An 18,609-nucleotide genomic window follows, 5' to 3' on the forward strand; every position below is an offset into this window, starting at 1 on the left:
CCCCCCGCCCCCCCCCCCCCCCGCCCCCCCCCCCCCCCCCCCCCCCGCGCCGGGGCGCGCCCGCCCCCCGGGCCCCCCCCGCAACCTAACTGGGGCTCGATCTCCAAAACGGCGCGCACTGCGGCGCGGAGTTGCTCGCGGGCCGTGTCGCTGTGCAGGCGGTCGCGCCGCAGCAGGATCGCGGTCGGCAGATCGACGATGCACACGGTGATGGCGTCCACCGCAGCTGCGTCCTTGCGGTTCCACGCCCGCTGCGCGAGGCGGATCATCAGCTCGATCAACATCGACTCGAGTTTTCTGATCTCCGTATGAATGTCATCGGGTAGGCCGGGGTCGAGCAGCTCGTCGCGGGGGACCGTCAACAGCAGCCGGCACGAATCCGGATGCTGCTCGGCGAACGCCGCCGGGGTATCAGCGGCGGCCGCGACCGCTTCGATCGCCGCCGCCCGGCCCGGCGCTGCCAGCGCGGCATTGACCACCGCCGTCTGTGCCTCCAAAAACCGCCGGCCCGCGCGCAGCCAGGCCTGCGCGAGCAGGCCCGCTCGGGAACCGAAGCTGTGGTAAAGCGCGCCGTTGGACACTCCGACGGCCGCACTGATCGCACGGATGGTCACCGCGGCCGGGCCGGAGCTCACTGCCAGCGACTCCACGGCATCCAGCACCCGGTCGGTGTCGTGGATGCGGGGGCGGGGCACAGGCAGCAGAGTAACAGAGCAACTGCTCTAATACATAGACAGCCTGGCTCGGGTGCTGCTCAGGACGGGCTCAGGCGGCGGTGGCCGGCGGTACCTCGGCGGTGGCCGGCGCTACTTCGGCGGTTGCCGGCGCTACCTCGGCCGTCGCCGGGACTGCCTCGGCGGTGCCGATCACGCCCTGGGTACGGCGTTTCCGGCCCCGCGCGACGCCGGTAGCGGCCAGGGCCAGGCAGATCGCGGCGGGCACGATCAGGGCGTGCCCGCCGATGCGGGCCCCGGCCATCAGACCGGCGACCGCGCCGGTCAGGAACAGCAGCAGCGTCGCGCTGAGGATCGCCGCCTTCCATTTGTCGATGCCCTCTTGGCGGCTGCGGCCCAGCATCAATCCGAGGTCGGTGACCGTCCCGGTGAAGTGCGTGGTCCGGACCGGCATGCCGCGGAAACTCGAGGTCAGGCCGTTCTGCAGGCCCAGGGCCGACGCGGCCAGCAGCGCCTGCACCGCGGTCTCTTCGATGCCCGAGCCCAGGATCAGGGATTTGATGTCCGACTCTTCGATGCCAGCGGCCGCGAGCAGGAGCAGCGACGCTTGGATGGCCAGCACGGCGGCGTGCCGAGAGCCGATATGAACACGTTTGGAAGCAAGCAGCGCCCCGGCGATGGCCGCCCCGATCAGAAAGCCCAACAGAATGGCGAACAAGACATGGCTCTCGTAGCGCCAGGGGTGGGCCCGGTCCATGCCGATCTGGGTGGTGATGCCGGTGAGGTTCCCGACGGGGACCGCCATGATCAGGATCGCAACGGCGTTGACCCAGCCCGCGTTCAGCGACAGCAGCGAGCTGTAACCGAGCATGCGGCCCTGCGAGGACATGCCCCGCTTGGGTTCCGAACGCCGCAGCACCATGACCTCGTCTTCTCGCTTCCCCCGCTGAAACTTTCGGCAAGCCTAACAACAACATCACGAATTAAATTTCGGATTTTGGACTTCATAGAAGGCGCATATGCAGAGGCGGTCCACATATGAATCCACCCCGGGAACAAAGTGGCGGCCAGCGCCGTTAGGATGATCAGCAAGTTGAGTGAAGAACGCTCAAGTCTGGGTTGACAGCTATCGGTCGACCAGAGCAGTCTTGAGCGGGGTTCACTCAGCATAGTGCAGTAACAGAAGCTCTAGATATTCAGGAGGCATCACTATGGCTCGTGCGGTCGGCATCGACCTCGGGACCACCAACTCCGTCGTCGCAGTTCTGGAGGGTGGCGACCCCGTCGTCGTCGCCAACTCCGAGGGCTCGAGGACGACTCCATCCGTCGTGGCGTTCGCGCGCAACGGCGAAGTGCTCGTTGGCCAACCCGCCAAGAACCAGGCGGTGACGAACGTCGACCGCACCATCCGATCGGTGAAGCGCCACATGGGCAGCGACTGGTCGGTGGACATCGACGACAAGAAGTACACCGCCCCGGAGATCAGCGCCCGGGTCCTGCAGAAGCTCAAGCGGGACGCCGAGGCTTACCTGGGTGAGGACATCACCGATGCGGTGATCACCGTTCCCGCCTACTTCAACGACGCCCAGCGTCAGGCCACCAAGGACGCCGGCCAGATCGCCGGCCTCAACGTCCTTCGCATCGTCAACGAGCCGACCGCGGCCGCGTTGGCCTACGGCCTGGACAAGGGTGAGAAGGAACAGACCATCCTGGTCTTCGACCTCGGCGGCGGTACCTTCGACGTCTCGCTGCTCGAGATAGGTGAGGGCGTGGTCGAGGTGCGTGCCACCAGCGGTGACAACCACCTCGGTGGCGACGACTGGGACGAGCGCGTTGTGCAGTGGCTGGTCGATAAGTTCAAGGGCACCAGCGGCATTGACCTGACCAAGGACAAGATGGCCATGCAGCGGCTGCGCGAGGCGGCCGAGAAGGCCAAGATCGAGCTGTCCTCATCGGGTAGCACGTCGATCAACCTGCCCTACATCACCGTTGACGCGGACAAGAACCCCCTGTTCCTGGACGAGCAGCTCACGCGGGCCGAGTTCCAGAAGATCACGCAGGATCTGCTGGACCGCACCCGTCAGCCGTTCCAGTCGGTGATCAAGGACGCCGGAATCTCGGTGTCCGACATCGACCATGTCGTGCTGGTGGGTGGCTCGACCCGGATGCCCGCGGTGACCGACCTGGTCAAGGAACTCACCGGCGGCAAGGAGCCCAACAAGGGCGTCAACCCCGACGAGGTGGTGGCGGTCGGTGCCGCTCTGCAGGCCGGCGTCCTGAAAGGCGAGGTGAAAGACGTTCTGCTGCTTGACGTTACGCCGCTGAGCCTGGGTATCGAGACGAAGGGTGGCGTGATGACCAAGCTCATCGAGCGCAACACCACCATCCCGACCAAGCGGTCGGAGACCTTCACCACGGCCGACGACAACCAGCCGTCGGTGCAGATCCAGGTCTATCAGGGTGAGCGCGAGATCGCCTCGGCCAACAAGCTGCTCGGCAGCTTCGAACTGACCGGTATCGCTCCGGCCCCGCGTGGTGTCCCGCAGATCGAGGTCACCTTCGACATCGACGCCAACGGCATCGTGCACGTCACGGCCAAGGACAAGGGCACCGGCAAAGAGAACACGATCCGCATCCAGGAGGGCTCCGGCATCTCCAAGGAAGAGATCGACCGGATGATCAAGGAAGCCGAGGCGCACGCGGACGAAGACCGCAAGCGTCGCGAGGAAGCGGACGTCCGCAACCAGGCCGAGACGCTGGTCTACCAGACGGAGAAGTTCGTCAAAGAACAACGTGAGGCCGAGGGCGGTTCCAAGGTCCCCGAGGAAACGCTGAGCAAGGTGGAAGCCGCTGTGGCAGAAGCTAAGTCGGCGTTGGGCGGCCAGGACATCGGCGCGATCAAGTCGGCGATGGAGAAGCTGGGCCAGGAGTCGCAGGCGCTGGGACAGGCGATCTACGAGGCCGCTCAGGCTGAGGGCGCCGCCGCCGGCGGTCAGCCCGGTGGTGCCGGTTTCGACCAGGCCGGTTCGGCCGACGACGTCGTGGACGCGGAGGTGGTTGACGACGACCGGGAGTCCAAGTGACCAACGGGAATCAGCAACCAGAAGGCAACCAGCAGGAGCCGGTGACCGTCACCGACAAGCGGCGCATCGATCCCGAAACTGGTGAACCCCGTCAGGCCTCTCCCGGCGCTCCGGCGCCGGGAGAGCCGGCCGGGGCCGCGTCGTCGGACAAGGTCGCTGAGCTGACCGCCGACCTGCAGCGGGTCCAGGCGGATTTCGCCAACTACCGCAAGCGGGCCATGCGTGACCAGCAGGCGGCATCCGACCGGGCCAAGGCCACGGTGGTCAGCCAGTTGCTGGGCGTGCTCGACGATCTAGACCGGGCGCGCAAGCACGGCGACCTGGAGTCGGGGCCGATGAAGGCCGTGGCGGACAAGCTGACCAACACGTTGACCGGGCTGGGGCTCACCGCGTTCGGCGCCGAGGGCGAGGACTTCGACCCGGCGCTACACGAGGCCGTGCAGCACGAAGGTGACGGTGGGCCGGGATCCAAGCCGGTGATCGGAACCGTCATGCGGCAGGGTTACCAGCTTGGTGAGCAGGTCCTTCGGCACGCGATGGTCGGCGTCGTGGACACGGTCGCCGATGAGCAGGCGGCAACCGACGCCGCCGGTTCGTCGACCGAACACCCCGACACGAGCGATAACGCCGACGGCTCCGGTGATTAAGGCACAGAATCTACGAGAGGGTGAGGAGGTGACGCGACATGGCTCAGCGTGAATGGGTCGAGAAGGACTTCTATAAGGAGCTGGGCGTCTCCTCTGACGCCAGTGCCAAGGACATCAAGACCGCGTACCGCAAATTGGCGTCCGATCTGCATCCGGACAAGAACCCCAGCGGAGCCGAACGATTCAAAGCGGTTTCCGAGGCCTACAGCGTCCTGTCCGATGAGGCCAAGCGCAAGGAGTACGACGAGACCCGCCGGCTGTTCGCCGGCGGGGGCTTCGGTGGCGGCCGGCGGTTCAACGCGGGCGGCTTCGGTGGCTTCGCCGGTGGCGGTGACGGTGCCGAGTTCAATCTGAACGACCTGTTCGACGCCGCCGGACGATCCGGCGGCGCCAACATCGGCGACCTGTTCGGCGGCTTGTTCGGCCGCGGGAGCACCACTCGTCCGACCCGGCCCCGCCGCGGCAACGACCTCGAGACTGAGACCGAACTAGATTTCATCGAGGCCGCCAAGGGCGTCGCGATGCCCCTGCGGCTGACCAGCCCGGCACCGTGCACCAACTGCCACGGCAGCGGTGCGCGTCCCGGCACCAGCCCGAAGGTATGTCCGAACTGCAATGGCGCCGGCGTCATCAGCCGCAATCAGGGCGCGTTCGGTTTCTCCGAGCCTTGCACCGAATGCCGGGGCAGCGGCTCGATCATCGAGCACCCGTGTGAGGAGTGCGGCGGCAACGGCGCGATCACCCGGACCCGCACCATCAACGTGCGGATTCCCCCGGGTGTGGAGGACGGGCAGCGGATCAGGCTGGCCGGGCAGGGTGAGGCCGGATTGCGTGGCGCCCCGTCGGGTGATCTGTATGTGACCGTGCACGTGCGTCCGGACAAGGTGTTCGGCCGCGACGGTGACGACCTCACCGTGACGGTACCGGTCAGCTTCACTGAATTGGCATTGGGCTCAACGCTTTCGGTGCCCACTCTGGACGGCAAGGTGGGCGTGCGAGTGCCGAAGGGCACCGCGGACGGCCGGATCTTGCGGGTGCGCGGACGCGGGGTGCCCAAGCGCAGTGGTGGTAGCGGCGACCTACTCGTCACCGTCAAGGTGGCGGTGCCGCCGAACCTGGAGGGTGCCGCCCAGGAGGCGCTGGAAGCCTACGCGGCGGCCGAGCGGGCCAGCGGGTTCGACCCGCGAGCGGGATGGGCAGGGAATCGCTGATGGCTATGCACTCGAAGAAGAAAGAGGAGTCGCGGACGTTCCTGATCTCGGTGGCCGCCGAGCTGGCCGGCATGCATGCGCAGACGTTGCGCACCTACGACCGGCTCGGCTTGGTCAGTCCGCAGCGCACACCCGGTGGTGGCCGGCGCTACTCCGAGCACGATGTGGACCTGCTGCGCGAGGTGCAGCGTCTCTCCCAGGATGAGGGCGTCAACCTCGCCGGCATCAAGCGCATCATCGAGCTGACCAATCAGGTTGAGGCGTTGCAGTCCCGGCTCAAGGAGATGGCAGAAGAGATTGCGGTGCTGCGTGCCAACCAGCGCCGTGAGATCGCGGTGGTGCCCAAGAGCCGGGCGCTGGTCGTGTGGCAGCCACGCAACGCGCGTTAGACCCGCGCAACCCGCGTCAGACGCGGATCGAGAACTGTGCGACGGCAGGCTCTCCCGGCTGCGCTGACCGGAAGCCGCCGCGCCGCAACGCATCGGTAGCGGCGGCCATCGGCTCGAAGCACACCAAATCCTCGCCGGGCGGTGCGAAGATCTGCGCGGCGCTGTAGCCGCGTTCGAAATGCACTTCCAGCCGGCGGTCGCCGGCGGACAGGGCGAACACCGCGCCCTGGTCCACCTGGTCGTATGCGTCATCAAAGCTTTTGTCGCCCAATGCTTCCCGGGTGGCCGGCCACGGGCTCGTCGCACCGGTCGGCAGACCCGTGTCGTCGAGCGCCAGGTGCCGCAGCGGCGGCGTCTCGATGATCCACTCGTCGCGGACCACACCCGGCAACTGCAGATAGGGATGAAAGCCGAAGCACAACGGCGCGGCCCGATCGCCGGTGGGGGTCACCGTGGTTCGCACCGTCAGTGTCCGGTTGGCCAATTGCACGGTGACGTGCAGGATGTGCGGATACGGGAAGCCGGCCAGCAGTCGCGGGTCGGCGCCGAAGTCCACCTCGGCGCTCAATTCGTTGGCCGACTCGTCGGTCACCCGCCAGTTGGGATAGGCGGCCAGGGTGCCGTGGATTGGCAATCCATTCGGGTCGGCGCGCACCCTATTCTCGCCCGGTGTCACCGTGACGGTGACGTTTTCGGCGGTATAGGTGTTGTCTCCCAGGCGATTTGCCCACGGGTACAGGATGGGGATGCCCATGGTCTTGCCGGCCGAGAGGTAGGCGTCCAGTCCGCGACGCTGACCGAGCAGCTCCACGCCGTCGTCGCTGAGCGACGTGCCGATCATGCCCGCGTCGGGCACGAATTGCGCCGTCACCGAGGACGCGGGGTCGCGCAGCGTGACGACGTGCACGGGCCCAGCCTAACGTGACAGCGGGTCGTGCTGAATGCGTTCGGGCGGCGCGCCTTTGGCCACCAGCGCCGCCTTGGTCGCGCGGATCATGTCTGGCCCCCCGGCGATCAGGATCTGCCGGTCGCCCCAGCCGCCGTAACGGGTCACCACCTCGAGGAGTCGGCCGGTCTGGCGCACGTGCAGCCCGCGCGGTGGCGACGGGTCGGGATACTCGGCGGCCCAGGGCGGATCGCCGTTGTACTCCGAGACCGGCGTCACCGACAGCCAAGGATTGTGCGCGGCGACCTGCCACAGCGTGCGCAGGTCATACAGTTCGCAGCGGTAGCGCGCGCCGAAGAACAGGTGCACCCGCGGGTTCTCGGCGAACCGGCTCAGGTCCATGATCAGCGCGCGCAGCGGGGCCAGTCCGGTGCTTCCGGCGACCATCAGCACGTCGCTGCCGTCGCGGTCGACCCGCAGCCCACCGTGTGGACCGGACAGCCGCCATCGATCACCCGGCCGGGTCTCGCCGACGATCGCGTTGCTGACCAGCCCGCCGGGCACCACCCGCACATGGAACTCGATTCCCCCGCCGGGGTCGGCGGGGATGGCGGGGCTGAGGTATCGCCAGCGACGCGGGCACTGCGGGATCTGCACGTTGACGTATTGACCCGGGTGATAGTGCAGCGGCCGATCCAGATGCAGCCGGATGACCGCGAGATCCCGTGACACTCGCGAGTGTTCGATGACGGTGCCGTCCCACCACGCCGGTTCGTCCTCGGAGTCCGCGGCGCCGCTCATCACCCCGGCGAACAAGTTGAGCGACTGGTCGGCGGCTTGTTGCACGGGACCGGTCCACGCGCCGCCTAGATGGGAGCGCAGCGTCGAGTAGAGCGCGCCGCGCAGTGTCTGATAGTGGCCGGGCGCCACGCCGTACTTGCGGTGGTCGCGGCCGAGCTGGGCGAGGAAGGCCACGGGGGCGTCGGCGCGCTGGGCGACCAATTCGCCGTAGAGCCAATGCATCGCATGTGCGAAAGCGGCCCGCTGGCTGCCCATCTCGGGCGGAAACAGGTCGCGCACCGACGTGTCGAGGGCAAACCAGTGTGTGTAGAAGCGGCGGACGAGTTCGTTGGAGCCGGTGGCGGGGTCGGGGGCAAAGGCGTCCCGCAACACCTGTAGTGCTTCTCGGTCCTCTAGGCCCACGTACGCCGATTCTAGGGGTGCTGCCAACCGGCGCGAGCAGACGCGGAAGCCCCTTTTTGCGCGGTGTGTCGGGGACTTTTACGTCTGTTCGCGAATTCGCTAGACTTGAGCGGAACAGACTCAACCTTGACTGCGTTGTACTACGCGACAAGCATTTTTCTAGACGTACCCCGAACGGAGGTGTCGTGGACTCTTTCAACCCGACCACCAAGACGCAGGCGGCCCTGACGTCGGCGCTACAGGCTGCCTCGGCGGCCGGTAACCCCGAGATCAGGCCCGCTCACCTGCTGTTGGCGCTGCTGACGCAGAACGACGGGATCGCTGCACCGCTGCTGGAGGCTGTCGGTGTCGAGCCCGCCACCGTTCGCGCCGAGGCGCAGCGCCTGCTGGACCGCTTGCCGCAGATCAGCGGTTCCAGCTCACAACCCCAACTGTCCCGCGAAGCGCTGGCGGCCATCACGACCGCGCAGCAGCTGGCCACCGAGATGGACGACGAGTACGTCTCCACCGAGCACCTGATGGTCGGGTTGGCCACCGGCGACTCCGACGTCGCCAAGCTGCTGAGCGGGCACGGAGCCTCGCCGCAGGCGTTGCGGGAGGCGTTCGTCAAGGTGCGCGGCAGCGCGCGTGTGACCAGCGCCGACCCCGAAGCCACCTACCAAGCGCTGGAGAAGTACTCCACCGACCTGACCGCCCGCGCCCGCGACGGCAAACTCGACCCGGTGATCGGCCGGGACAACGAGATTCGCCGCGTGGTGCAGGTGCTGTCCCGTCGTACCAAGAACAATCCGGTATTGATCGGTGAACCCGGCGTCGGCAAGACCGCCATCGTCGAGGGCCTGGCGCAGCGCATCGTGGCCGGGGACGTGCCCGAGAGCCTGCGCGACAAGACCGTCGTCGCCCTGGACCTCGGATCCATGGTGGCCGGCGCGAAGTACCGCGGTGAGTTCGAGGAACGACTCAAGGCCGTGCTCGACGACATCAAGAACTCGGCGGGCCAGATCATCACGTTCATCGATGAGTTGCACACCATCGTGGGCGCCGGCGCGACCGGCGAGGGCGCGATGGACGCCGGCAACATGATCAAGCCGATGCTGGCCCGCGGCGAGCTTCGCCTGGTCGGCGCCACCACGCTCGACGAGTACCGCAAGTACATCGAGAAGGACGCGGCGCTGGAGCGTCGCTTCCAGCAGGTGTTCGTCGGTGAACCGTCGGTGGAGGACACCGTTGGCATCCTGCGCGGACTCAAGGACCGCTACGAAGTGCACCACGGTGTCCGGATCACCGACTCCGCGCTGGTCGCCGCGGCCACGCTGTCCGACCGGTACATCACCGCGCGCTTCCTGCCGGACAAGGCCATCGACCTGGTCGACGAGGCCGCCAGCCGGCTGAAGATGGAGATCGACTCCCGCCCCGTCGAGATCGACGAGGTCGAGCGGCTGGTGCGCCGCCTCGAGATCGAGGAGATGGCCCTGGCCAAAGAAGAGGACGCGGCCTCCAAGGAACGCTTGGAGAAGCTGCGCGCCGAATTGGCTGACCAGAAGGAGAAGCTGGCCGAACTGACCACGCGCTGGCAGAACGAGAAGAACGCCATCGACATCGTGCGCGAGCTCAAGGAACAGCTCGAGGTGCTGCGTGGGGAGTCCGACCGGGCTGAACGCGACGGCGACCTGGCCAAGGCCGCCGAACTGCGCTACGGCCGCATCCCGGAAGTCGAGAAGAAACTCGACGCCGCGCTCCCCCAGGCCGAGGCCCGCGAGAACGTGATGCTCAAGGAAGAGGTCGGCCCCGACGACATCGCCGACGTGGTGTCGGCCTGGACCGGCATCCCCGCCGGCCGGCTGCTGGAAGGCGAGACCGCCAAGCTGCTGCGCATGGAGGACGAGCTGGGCAAGCGCGTCATCGGGCAGAAGAAGGCGGTGACCGCGGTGTCCGATGCCGTGCGGCGCGCGCGGGCCGGGGTGGCCGACCCCAACCGGCCGACGGGTTCGTTCATGTTCCTCGGTCCCACCGGCGTGGGTAAGACGGAGTTGGCGAAGGCGTTGGCGGACTTCCTGTTCGACGACGAGCGCGCCATGGTCCGGATCGACATGAGCGAGTACGGCGAGAAGCACTCGGTGGCCAGGCTCGTCGGTGCCCCGCCCGGTTACATCGGTTACGACCAGGGCGGCCAGCTCACCGAGGCGGTGCGGCGCAGGCCGTACACGGTGATCCTGTTCGACGAGATCGAGAAGGCGCACCCGGACGTGTTCGACGTGCTGCTGCAGGTGCTCGACGAGGGCCGGCTGACCGATGGCCAGGGGCGCACGGTCGACTTCCGTAACACCATCCTGATCCTGACGTCCAACCTCGGGTCGGGCGGCGACGAGGACATGGTGATGGCGGCGGTGCGCGCGGCGTTCAAACCGGAGTTCATCAACCGGCTCGACGACGTGATCATCTTCGCCGGCCTCGAACCCGGCGAGTTGGTGCAGATCGTCGACATCCAGCTGGCTCAGCTGCAGAAGCGGCTCGCGCAGCGTCGCCTCACGCTCGAGGTGTCGCTGCCCGCCAAGCAGTGGCTGGCCCAGCGCGGGTTCGACCCGATCTACGGTGCTCGTCCGCTGCGCCGGTTGGTGCAGCAGGCGATCGGCGACCAGCTGGCCAAGATGCTGCTGGCCGGTGACGTGCACGACGGCGACATTGTGCCGGTCAATGTCAGCGCCGACGGCGACTCGTTGGTGCTCGGCTAACCCTCGCGAAAAGACGCAAAAGCGCCCCAAAACAACCGTTTTGGGGCGCTTTTGCGTCTGCTCGCCACCTAACCGAGCTCGAATTCCCGGGTTTGGGCGCCGGCGTCGATGATGGCCTGGAGCCGTTCGCGGGCCACCGGCTGGGCGAGCGCCTCGCGGAACAGCTGATCCTCGATGCGCAGGCCCGTCGGCAAATCGTTGGACAAAGCGGAGTCGACCGCGCGCTTGGCCGCCGCGATGGCGCTGTGTGGGGCCGAAGCGATGCGCGCGGCCAGCTTGTCGACGAACCTCCGCAACTCATCGGGCGGCAGCGCGCGGTCGACGTACCCCCAGGCTTCGGCGGTGGCAGCATCGACATCCCGGCAGCCCAGAATCACCTCCAAAGCCCGGCCGCGTCCGACCAGCCGCGGCAGCCGCTGGGTGCCGCCCCCGCCGGGGATGATTCCCATCGCCACCTCGGGCTGGCCGAAGACCGCCTTCCCCAGAGCCGCGTATCGCATGTCGAACGCCATCGCCCACTCGCTGCCACCGCCCCGGCAAATCCCTTCGATGACCGCGATCGTCGCCTTCGGCAGTGCCCGGAACTCCTCCATCACGGCGTGGAAGTAGCTGAGCTCGTCGTGCAGCCCGGTGTCGTCGGTGGGCAGGTCGAGGATCATGCCGACGTCCGCGTGCGCAATGAAGAATTCCGGGTCCGCCGAGTCGACGACCAGCACGCGCACGTCGTCGTCGGCCGCCACCTCCCGGGTAAGGCGCACGATCTCGCCCGCGAGGGGTAGATCGAGCAAGTTGAGGGGCGGATTGTCGATCGTCGCGCGGCAGATACCGCCGCTGGCCGAGACGCGCATCAGTCGGTAGCCGGCGTAACTCATGACCGAAAACCCTACGCGGACGTTCGTGCGGGTATTCGGTCCTGTGATTCGGTTGTGACCTGCTCGGATTCTTCGTTCGGTACCGACTACAGATACTCTGTTGGGGATGGTCCCGCTCTGGTTCACGCTCTCCGCACTGTGCTTCGTCGGTGCGGCGGTGTTGCTGTACGTCGACATCGATCGGCGGCGCGGGCGTAGCAGGCGCCGCAGGTCCTGGGCCAGGTCGCACGGCTTCGATTACGAGCGCGAATCGACCGACATCCTGCACCGCTGGAAGCGCGGCGTGATGTCCACCGTTGGGGATGTCCCGGCCCATAATGTCGTGCTGGGCCAGATCCGCGGCGAGGCCGTGTACATCTTCGACCTGGAGGAAGTGGCCACGGTGATCGCCCTGCACCGCAAGGTCGGCACCAACGTGGTGGTGGACTTGCGACTCAAGGGCCTCAAAGAGCCGCGGGAAAGCGACATCTGGCTGCTGGGGGCGATCGGGCCCCGCATGGTGTACTCCACCAACCTCGACGCGGCCCGCCGGGCCTGCGACCGGCGGATGGTCACCTTCGCGCACACCGCCCCGGACTGTGCCGAGATCATGTGGAACGAGCAGAACTGGACGCTGGTCGCGATGCCGATCGCCAGCACCCGGGCGCAATGGGACGAGGGTCTGCGTACGGTGCGCCAGTTCAACGATCTGCTGCGGGTATTGCCGCCGCTGCCGGCGGAGACCCCGGAGGACGAGGGTGAGGGCGAGGGCCGACGCAGTGCTGCCCCGGGTCGTCCGTTGGCCTCGGCCGCACGTGCGGAGTTGCCGCAGCGCCGCACTCAAGCCGACCCGGCCGCCGGAGTCATGCCCGATCCCGCCCGCCGTGCCGCCGAGCCGATCCGCCGGGAGCCGCGGGCTGGCCGCAACGGCCATCAGGCCAGCAACTACCAGCACTGAGAGCACATGCCCCGACCCGTTGCGCTGATCACTGGGCCGACGTCCGGCATTGGTGCTGGATATGCACGTCGTTATGCCCGCGACGGCTACGACCTCGTTCTGGTCGCCCGTGACGTCGGGCGGCTCGAGCAGCTGGCCGGTGAACTGCAGTCCGAGGCCGGCAACATCGAGCTGTTGCCCGCGGACCTGGCCGACCCCGCCGGCCGTGACAAGGTGTCGGAGCGGCTCGCCGACGGGGTGCGGGTCCTGGTCAACAACGCCGGCTTCGGCACCTCCGGCGACTTCTGGGAAGCCGACCCCGCGCAGCTGCAGAAGCAGCTCGACGTCAACGTCACCGCCGTCATGCATCTGACCCGTGCCGCGCTGCCGGCCATGCTCGATGCCCGCGCGGGCACCGTCATCAACATCGCCAGTGTCGCCGGCCTGCTGCCCGGCCGCGGGTCGACTTATTCGGCGTCCAAGGCGTGGGTCATCTCGTTCAGCGAGGGGCTGGCCAACGGGTTGCAGAGCACCGGAGTCGGCGTACACGCGGTGTGCCCCGGATACGTCCGCACCGAGTTCCACAGCCGCGCCGGACTTGACATGGCCCAGGTGCCGTCGTTCATGTGGCTGGAAGTGGACGACGTGGTCAGCGAGAGCCTGGCCGATATCGCGCACGGCAAGGTGATCAGCATCCCGAGCGCGCAGTACAAGTTCCTCGTCGCCACGGGCCGGGCGATGCCGCGCCGGCTGACCCGGCTGGCCACCAAGCGATTCGGCAGCGGTCGTGGCCGAACCTGATCAGCAGGCCCGCACCGAGTTGGCCGAGCTGGTGCGGCGGCTTTCCGTGGTGCATGGGCGGGTCACGCTGTCGTCGGGCAAGGAGGCCGACTACTACGTCGACCTGCGCCGAGCCACCCTGCACCATCGGGCCTCGGCCCTGATCGGTCGGCTGATGCGGGAGATCACCGCCGACTGGGATTACGCGCTCGTCGGCGGGCTGACGCTGGGCGCGGACCCGGTGGCCACCGCGGTCATGCACGCGCCCGGCCGGCCGATCGACGCCTTCGTCGTCCGCAAATCGGTGAAAACCCATGGGCTGCAACGGCTTATCGAAGGTTCCGATGTTGCCGGTCAGCGGGTGCTGGTGGTCGAGGACACCAGCACCACCGGTGGTTCCGCGCTGACGGCGGTGCGCGCCGTGCGCGACGCCGGGGGCGAGGTCATCGGCGTGGCCACCGTTGTGGACCGGGCCACCGGCGCCGCCCAGGCAATCGAAGCCGAGGGTGTTCCGTACCGCAGCGTGCTGGGCCTGGCCGATCTGGGGTTGGGCTAGGTCGCCGACGGTGCGATCCCTCGTTGCGCTCGTCCTGGCTCTCGCCTGCCTGGTGGGCTGCTCGGGCTCCAACGGCCCCGCCCGCATTTTCGGCGCGTCCACCGCGCGGGTCGGCGAATCCCAGGCGGTGCTCGGCTGGAACATCTCGGTGACGAACTTCCGGTGGTCCGAAGACTACGTGCTGGTCGACGTCGACGCTGCCCCGACTGATCCGGCCAAGCCGCACGCCAAGCCCGAGGACATCCGGTTCGGGCTGTACGGCGCGCTGTCACACCCGATGGAGTTCAACGGGCTGAACAGTTGCAACGACGCGGTGACCAAGACCCCGGAAGTGCGTACGCCGCTGACCGCACCGCCCAACCGGCTGACCGGCACGGTGTGTCTGGGCCCGCTCAAGGAGCGTAGCGTGGTGCGGGGCATCTACGCGTACTCGCCCAACGAGCGGATCCCCGACACCGCGGCCGCCTACGCGGCGGCCTTCCCAGTGGGCCTGTTGCCGACCAACGTCAACGACACCGGCCTGGTGGTGAAGAGCACCAGTGTGTCGGCCTGGCGCGCCGACGGCATGCCGATCACCAATGCCCAGTTGGGCGATCCGGCGGCCTTCAACGGCAACGGCTACATGCTGCTGGCCTTGGAGGCCGGCGCGGTGGGGGCGCGTTATCGCGAGGACTCCGCCCGCCGGGGCGGGCCCATGATGTTGCTGGCCGCACCGACGCTGCCCGGGCGCGGGCTCAACCCGGCGTGCGCGGCCTACGGCGCCTCGGTGCTGATCCTGCCCGACGAATCGCGGGACTCCGTGCAGGTCAACGCGTCGCTGTGCACACAGGGCGAGGTCAATCAAGCGGTGCTGTACGCGACGATCGCGATCGTCGGGACCCACGCCGCGGTCTGGCTCTCCCGGTGAGCGAACCCGGGCCCACCGAATGGGGTGCCCCGGTCGCGGGTGTCGGGCCCTGGCCCGGTGACCCGCCCGACGATCCGCGCTATGACCCGAATCTGCTGCGGGACGGGGATACTCGTAACGTCGTCGACGCCTACCGGTACTGGACCCGCGACGCGATCGTGGCCGACATCGACCGGCGCCGGCACCCGCTGCACATCGCGATCGAGAACTTCGGGCACGACGCCAACATCGGCTCGGTGGTGCGCACCGCCAACGCCTTCGCGGTGGACACCGTCCATATCGTCGGCCGGCGCCGGTGGAATCGCCGCGGTGCCATGGTCACCGACCGCTATCAACGACTGCGGCACCACGACAGCGCCGCCGAGCTGATGGACTTCGCCGCCGCCGCTGGACTGACGGTGGTCGCGGTCGACAACGTCCCCGGTGCCGTTCGGCTGGAACAGGTTTCGTTGCCACGCAACTGCCTGCTGGTGTTCGGGCAGGAGGGACCCGGCATCACCGATGACACCCGCACGGGCGCGGCGATCACGGTGTCAATCGCCCAGTTCGGATCGACGCGCAGCATCAACGCCGGTGTGGCAGCGGGGATTGCGATGCACGCCTGGATTCGGCAGCACGCCGATCTGGACCAGGCCTGGTGACGGCTAGCTCCACAACGTGACGTGAATCTTGGGCCGAAACCGGGTCACCCCAACGCCACTGCCCCGGATCATCGCCTGAATGCACCTGGGTGTGGTGATGAAACGGACCAGCTCCGATACCGCGGGCTGCCGTGCCGAGGGCGCCAGCGTCGCCGCGCACCACTCGCCGGACTTGTCCAGTCCCGGCCCGACGACATGCGACAACCGACCCGCGGCAAGGTCTTTGGCGACGGCGAAGCCGATGGTCAGGGTCGCGCCGCCGACGCGCTGCACCTCCTCCAAGGCTGCGGCGTCGCTCTGGAATATCCGTTGCTGTGACTCCGGAATCGCCAAATCGCGCAGCATGTTTGCGATCTCGCCGTCCACACTGCCGGCCGACGGTCCCAGCATCCATTGCTGGCTGCGGATCAGCGCAGGCGTCGGACTACCCGTCGCCAGTGGGCTGTTCGGCGCGACCACGGTGATCAGCTGGTACTTCAGGAATGGGCGCACAAAGATCGATCCGTCTGAGCCAAAGGAACTTTCACTGGCCGGCCCGATCGCGATGTCGACCGCACGCGAACAGATCAGGTCGCGGAATTGGCTGGTCGGGTGAACGCTCAACTCCACCGAAAGGTCGTCGGCCCGGGAGGAGAAGAGTTCGATCAGTCCCGGCGCCGCGTGTTCGGCGAAGGTGCTCGACGCTGCGATGCGCAACAGCCGGCGGCCGTGGGCGGCCTCGGTGACCTCGATGGCCGTTTGCTGTTGCAGGCCCAGGATTTCCACCGCCCGGCTCGCCAGCCGCAACCCGCCCGGCGTGAACGCCAGCCCGGCGCCGGTCCGGGTGAACAACGGATCGTCCAGTTCCTTGCGCAGCGCGGCGACGTGCATCGAGATGCCGGCATCGGAGACGCCCAATTCCGCGGCGGCCGCTCTTACCGAGCCCAGACGTACCACGGCCGCGTAGGCCCGAAGCTGAGCCGGGGTCATGGGGCCAGCCTACTTTCAGCCACGGTGTGCCGAGGCATACCGTTACACACGTGCGTGATGTGCTCGGCGAGTTGATGTCGATCTGGCGCGCCGGCGAGACCGCCGGACTCGGCACCGTGGTCCGCACGATGCATTCGGCGCCACGGCCGCCCGGCGCCGTCATGGTGGTGGCGCCGGACGGTTCGGTGAGCGGCTCGGTCTCCGGTGGCTGCGTGGAGGGCGCCGTGTATGAGCTCGCCACCGACGTGGTACGGACCGGCGTGCCGCGCCTGGAGCGTTACGGCGTCAGTGACGGCCCCGAACTCGACGGGAGTTTCGAGGTGGGTCTCACCTGTGGCGGCATCATCGACGTCTTCGTCGAGGCCGTGTCGCAAGACACTTACCCCGAACTCGCCTCGGTGGCCGAGGACATCGCCGCGCATCGGCCGGTAGCCGTCGCCACCGTGATCGCTCATCGCGACGCCGGCCGGGTCGGACGCCGACTGGTTGTGCGCGCGGACAGTCATGCCGGCACGTTGGGTTCGGCGCGCGCCGACGCGGCGGTGGTCGACGATGCCCGGGGGCTGCTGGCGCTGGGCCGCAGCGAAATCCTGGATTATGGGCCCGACGGGCAGCGCCGCGGCGAGGGCATGGAGGTCTTCGTGTCCAGCTACGCGCCGCGCGCCCGGATGCTGGTGTTCGGCGCCATCGATTTCGCCGCCGCGCTGGCTCGACAGGGATCCTTCCTCGGCTACCGCGTCACCGTCTGCGACGCCCGGGCGGTGTTTGCCACGCCGGCGCGCTTCCCGACCGCCGACGAGGTGGTCGTCGACTGGCCGCACCGCTATCTCGCCGCGCAGGCGAGCGCGGGTGCCGTCGACCGGCGCACCGCGGTCTGCGTGCTCACCCACGACCCCAAGTTCGACGTGCCCCTGTTGGAAGTCGCGCTGCGGCTCGATCTCGGCTACATCGGCGCCATGGGATCCCGCCGAACACACCTCGACCGGCTGGACCGCCTGCGGGCGGCGGGCCTGACCGACGTCGAGCTGGCCCGGCTGTCGAGTCCGATCGGGCTCGATTTGGGCGCGCGGACTCCGGAGGAGACGGCGGTGTCGATCGCCGCCGACATCATTGCGCGGCGGTGGGGCGGCGGGGGCCGACCGCTGGCCGAGGTCACCGGCCGCATCCACCGTGACAGGCAAGTCAGCCCTTAGTTAAAGGATCGCTTAACTCGTCATTGACGAGGCTGGGGCGGAGGCTGACACTTTCGGCATGCAAGTACCTGGCCCCTTCGAATACGAGCGTGCCACCAGCGTGGACCACGCCATCGGACTACTGGACCGGTTGGGAGAGGGGGCGCGCGTCGTCGCCGGCGGACACAGCCTGCTGCCGATGATGAAGCTGCGCATCGCAAACCCCGAATACCTGGTCGACATCAATGACCTGGCGCCCGAACTGGGGTATGTGATCACCGACCCGACGTTGGTGCGCATCGGCGCGATGACCCGTCACCGGGAGATCCTCGAGTCCGAGACGCTGGCGGCGGTGTGCCCGATCTTCCGCGACGCCGAACGGGTGATCGCCGACCCGGTGGTGCGCAACCGCGGCACCTTGGGCGGGTCGCTGTGCCAGGCCGATCCCGCCGAGGACCTGTCTACCGTGTGCGAAGTGCTGGATGCGACCTGCCTGGTGCGCGGGCCGTCCGGGGAACGGGAGATTCCGATCGACGACTTCCTGGTCGGGCCTTATGAAACGGCCACCGCCCCCAACGAGATCCTGATTGAAGCGCGGATCCCGCTGCGGCACAACACCTCCAGTGCGTATGCCAAAGTGGAGCGTCGGGTGGGTGACTGGGCCGTCGCTGCGGCCGGAGCATGCGTCACGCTCGACGGAGACTCGATCGTCGCCGTCCGGGTCGGGTTGACGGCGGTCAACGCCGACCGGGACGGCTTGGCCGAGCTGTCCGCCTCGATCGCCGGCCGGCCGGCCACCGAGGAGACCTTTGCCGAGGCCGGCCGGCTGGCCGGGCAAGCCTGCGAGCCGGTGTCCGACATCCGTGGCACGGCCGAGTACAAACGGCACCTCGCCTCGGAACTGACCATCCGAACCATGCGCACGTCCGTCGAGCGGGTGCGCAACATTCCTGCGCCGGAGGGGAACTGAT

18 protein-coding genes are annotated in these 18,609 nt (G+C 68.0%); 12 read left to right on the forward strand and 6 right to left on the reverse strand.

Going from position 1 to position 18,609, the window contains the following annotated elements:
- Together A9X01_RS11345 and A9X01_RS11350 are read right to left on the reverse strand one after the other, a co-directional pair.
- On the reverse strand, positions 1-695 hold a 695-nt coding region (locus tag A9X01_RS11345), incomplete at its 3' end, for a TetR/AcrR family transcriptional regulator (protein ID WP_065120876.1).
- Between the two features lie 70 nt (positions 696-765).
- Positions 766-1,596 carry a YoaK family protein gene (locus tag A9X01_RS11350; RefSeq protein WP_065120877.1) on the reverse strand — a complete coding sequence of 277 codons (831 nt, stop codon included), beginning with the start codon at positions 1,594-1,596 and terminating at the stop codon, positions 766-768.
- Positions 1,597-1,885: 289 nt separating this feature from the next.
- On the opposite strand from A9X01_RS11350, the gene dnaK reads away from it, so the two are divergent.
- Genes dnaK through A9X01_RS11370 form a run of 4 tightly spaced genes read left to right on the forward strand, consistent with a single transcriptional unit; the run spans position 1,886 to position 6,004 of the window.
- Entirely contained in the window at positions 1,886-3,757 is a 1,872-nt protein-coding gene (dnaK, locus tag A9X01_RS11355; protein ID WP_065120878.1) for a molecular chaperone DnaK, read from the forward strand.
- Positions 3,754-4,404, forward strand: a complete 651-nt coding sequence (gene grpE, locus A9X01_RS11360) for a nucleotide exchange factor GrpE (RefSeq protein ID WP_065120879.1) — start codon at positions 3,754-3,756, stop codon at positions 4,402-4,404. Before dnaK ends, grpE begins: the two co-directional genes overlap by 4 nt.
- Positions 4,405-4,442: 38 nt before the next feature.
- Positions 4,443-5,615: a molecular chaperone DnaJ gene (dnaJ, locus tag A9X01_RS11365; RefSeq protein ID WP_065120880.1), complete on the forward strand. Its 1,173-nt coding sequence runs from the start codon at positions 4,443-4,445 to the stop codon at positions 5,613-5,615.
- 5 nt (positions 5,616-5,620) lie between these two features.
- Positions 5,621-6,004, forward strand: coding sequence for a heat shock protein transcriptional repressor HspR (locus tag A9X01_RS11370; protein ID WP_065120902.1), 384 nt, complete (start codon positions 5,621-5,623; stop codon positions 6,002-6,004).
- A gap of 16 nt (positions 6,005-6,020) precedes the next feature.
- On the opposite strand, the gene A9X01_RS11375 is transcribed toward A9X01_RS11370, so the two are convergent.
- Both A9X01_RS11375 and A9X01_RS11380 read right to left on the reverse strand, forming a co-directional pair.
- Positions 6,021-6,911 carry an aldose 1-epimerase gene (locus A9X01_RS11375; protein WP_065120881.1) on the reverse strand — a complete coding sequence of 297 codons (891 nt, stop codon included), beginning with the start codon at positions 6,909-6,911 and terminating at the stop codon, positions 6,021-6,023.
- 9 nt (positions 6,912-6,920) lie between these two features.
- Entirely contained in the window at positions 6,921-8,093 is a 1,173-nt protein-coding gene (locus A9X01_RS11380; RefSeq protein ID WP_065120882.1) for an FAD-binding oxidoreductase, read from the reverse strand.
- Positions 8,094-8,278: 185 nt separating this feature from the next.
- Between A9X01_RS11380 and clpB the strand changes: the two genes are divergently transcribed.
- Positions 8,279-10,825: an ATP-dependent chaperone ClpB gene (gene clpB, locus A9X01_RS11385; RefSeq protein ID WP_065120883.1), complete on the forward strand. Its 2,547-nt coding sequence runs from the start codon at positions 8,279-8,281 to the stop codon at positions 10,823-10,825.
- A gap of 68 nt (positions 10,826-10,893) precedes the next feature.
- On the opposite strand, the gene A9X01_RS11390 is transcribed toward clpB, so the two are convergent.
- The gene (locus A9X01_RS11390; RefSeq protein WP_065120884.1) at positions 10,894-11,697 is read right to left on the reverse strand and encodes an enoyl-CoA hydratase/isomerase family protein; all 804 of its coding nucleotides are present in this window, start codon (positions 11,695-11,697) and stop codon (positions 10,894-10,896) included.
- 106 nt (positions 11,698-11,803) lie between these two features.
- Between A9X01_RS11390 and ttfA the strand changes: the two genes are divergently transcribed.
- From ttfA to A9X01_RS11415, 5 genes are read left to right on the forward strand one after another with little or no spacing between them, the layout of a single operon-like run.
- Positions 11,804-12,634, forward strand: a complete 831-nt coding sequence (gene ttfA / locus A9X01_RS11395; protein WP_065120885.1) for a trehalose monomycolate transport factor TtfA — start codon at positions 11,804-11,806, stop codon at positions 12,632-12,634.
- A gap of 6 nt (positions 12,635-12,640) precedes the next feature.
- Complete coding sequence (locus tag A9X01_RS11400; protein WP_065120886.1) at positions 12,641-13,414, forward strand: SDR family NAD(P)-dependent oxidoreductase; 774 nt, start codon at positions 12,641-12,643, stop codon at positions 13,412-13,414.
- Positions 13,401-13,949 carry an orotate phosphoribosyltransferase gene (gene pyrE, locus A9X01_RS11405; RefSeq protein WP_065120887.1) on the forward strand — a complete coding sequence of 183 codons (549 nt, stop codon included), beginning with the start codon at positions 13,401-13,403 and terminating at the stop codon, positions 13,947-13,949. The genes A9X01_RS11400 and pyrE overlap by 14 nt, the downstream gene beginning before the upstream one ends.
- Before the next feature lie 10 nt (positions 13,950-13,959).
- Complete coding sequence (locus A9X01_RS11410) at positions 13,960-14,856, forward strand: hypothetical protein (RefSeq protein WP_065120888.1); 897 nt, start codon at positions 13,960-13,962, stop codon at positions 14,854-14,856.
- Positions 14,853-15,497 carry a TrmH family RNA methyltransferase gene (locus tag A9X01_RS11415; protein ID WP_065120889.1) on the forward strand — a complete coding sequence of 215 codons (645 nt, stop codon included), beginning with the start codon at positions 14,853-14,855 and terminating at the stop codon, positions 15,495-15,497. The genes A9X01_RS11410 and A9X01_RS11415 overlap by 4 nt, the downstream gene beginning before the upstream one ends.
- A gap of 3 nt (positions 15,498-15,500) precedes the next feature.
- On the opposite strand, the gene A9X01_RS11420 is transcribed toward A9X01_RS11415, so the two are convergent.
- Complete coding sequence (locus tag A9X01_RS11420; RefSeq protein ID WP_065035899.1) at positions 15,501-16,466, reverse strand: LysR family transcriptional regulator; 966 nt, start codon at positions 16,464-16,466, stop codon at positions 15,501-15,503.
- A 50-nt stretch (positions 16,467-16,516) separates the two neighbouring features.
- Here A9X01_RS11420 and A9X01_RS11425 point away from each other — a divergent pair, with 50 nt between their 5' ends.
- Both A9X01_RS11425 and A9X01_RS11430 read left to right on the forward strand, forming a co-directional pair.
- On the forward strand, positions 16,517-17,659 hold the full coding sequence (locus tag A9X01_RS11425) for an XdhC family protein (protein WP_172832492.1): 1,143 nt from the start codon (positions 16,517-16,519) through the stop codon (positions 17,657-17,659).
- A gap of 58 nt (positions 17,660-17,717) precedes the next feature.
- A complete protein-coding gene (locus A9X01_RS11430) occupies positions 17,718-18,608 on the forward strand; it encodes an FAD binding domain-containing protein (protein WP_065120890.1) in 891 nt (296 codons plus the stop codon).
- The last annotated feature ends 1 nt before the right edge of the window (position 18,609 follow it).

The sequence above is a fragment of the Mycobacterium asiaticum genome (genome assembly GCF_001668675.1).
GTDB lineage: Bacteria > Actinomycetota > Actinomycetes > Mycobacteriales > Mycobacteriaceae > Mycobacterium > Mycobacterium asiaticum_D.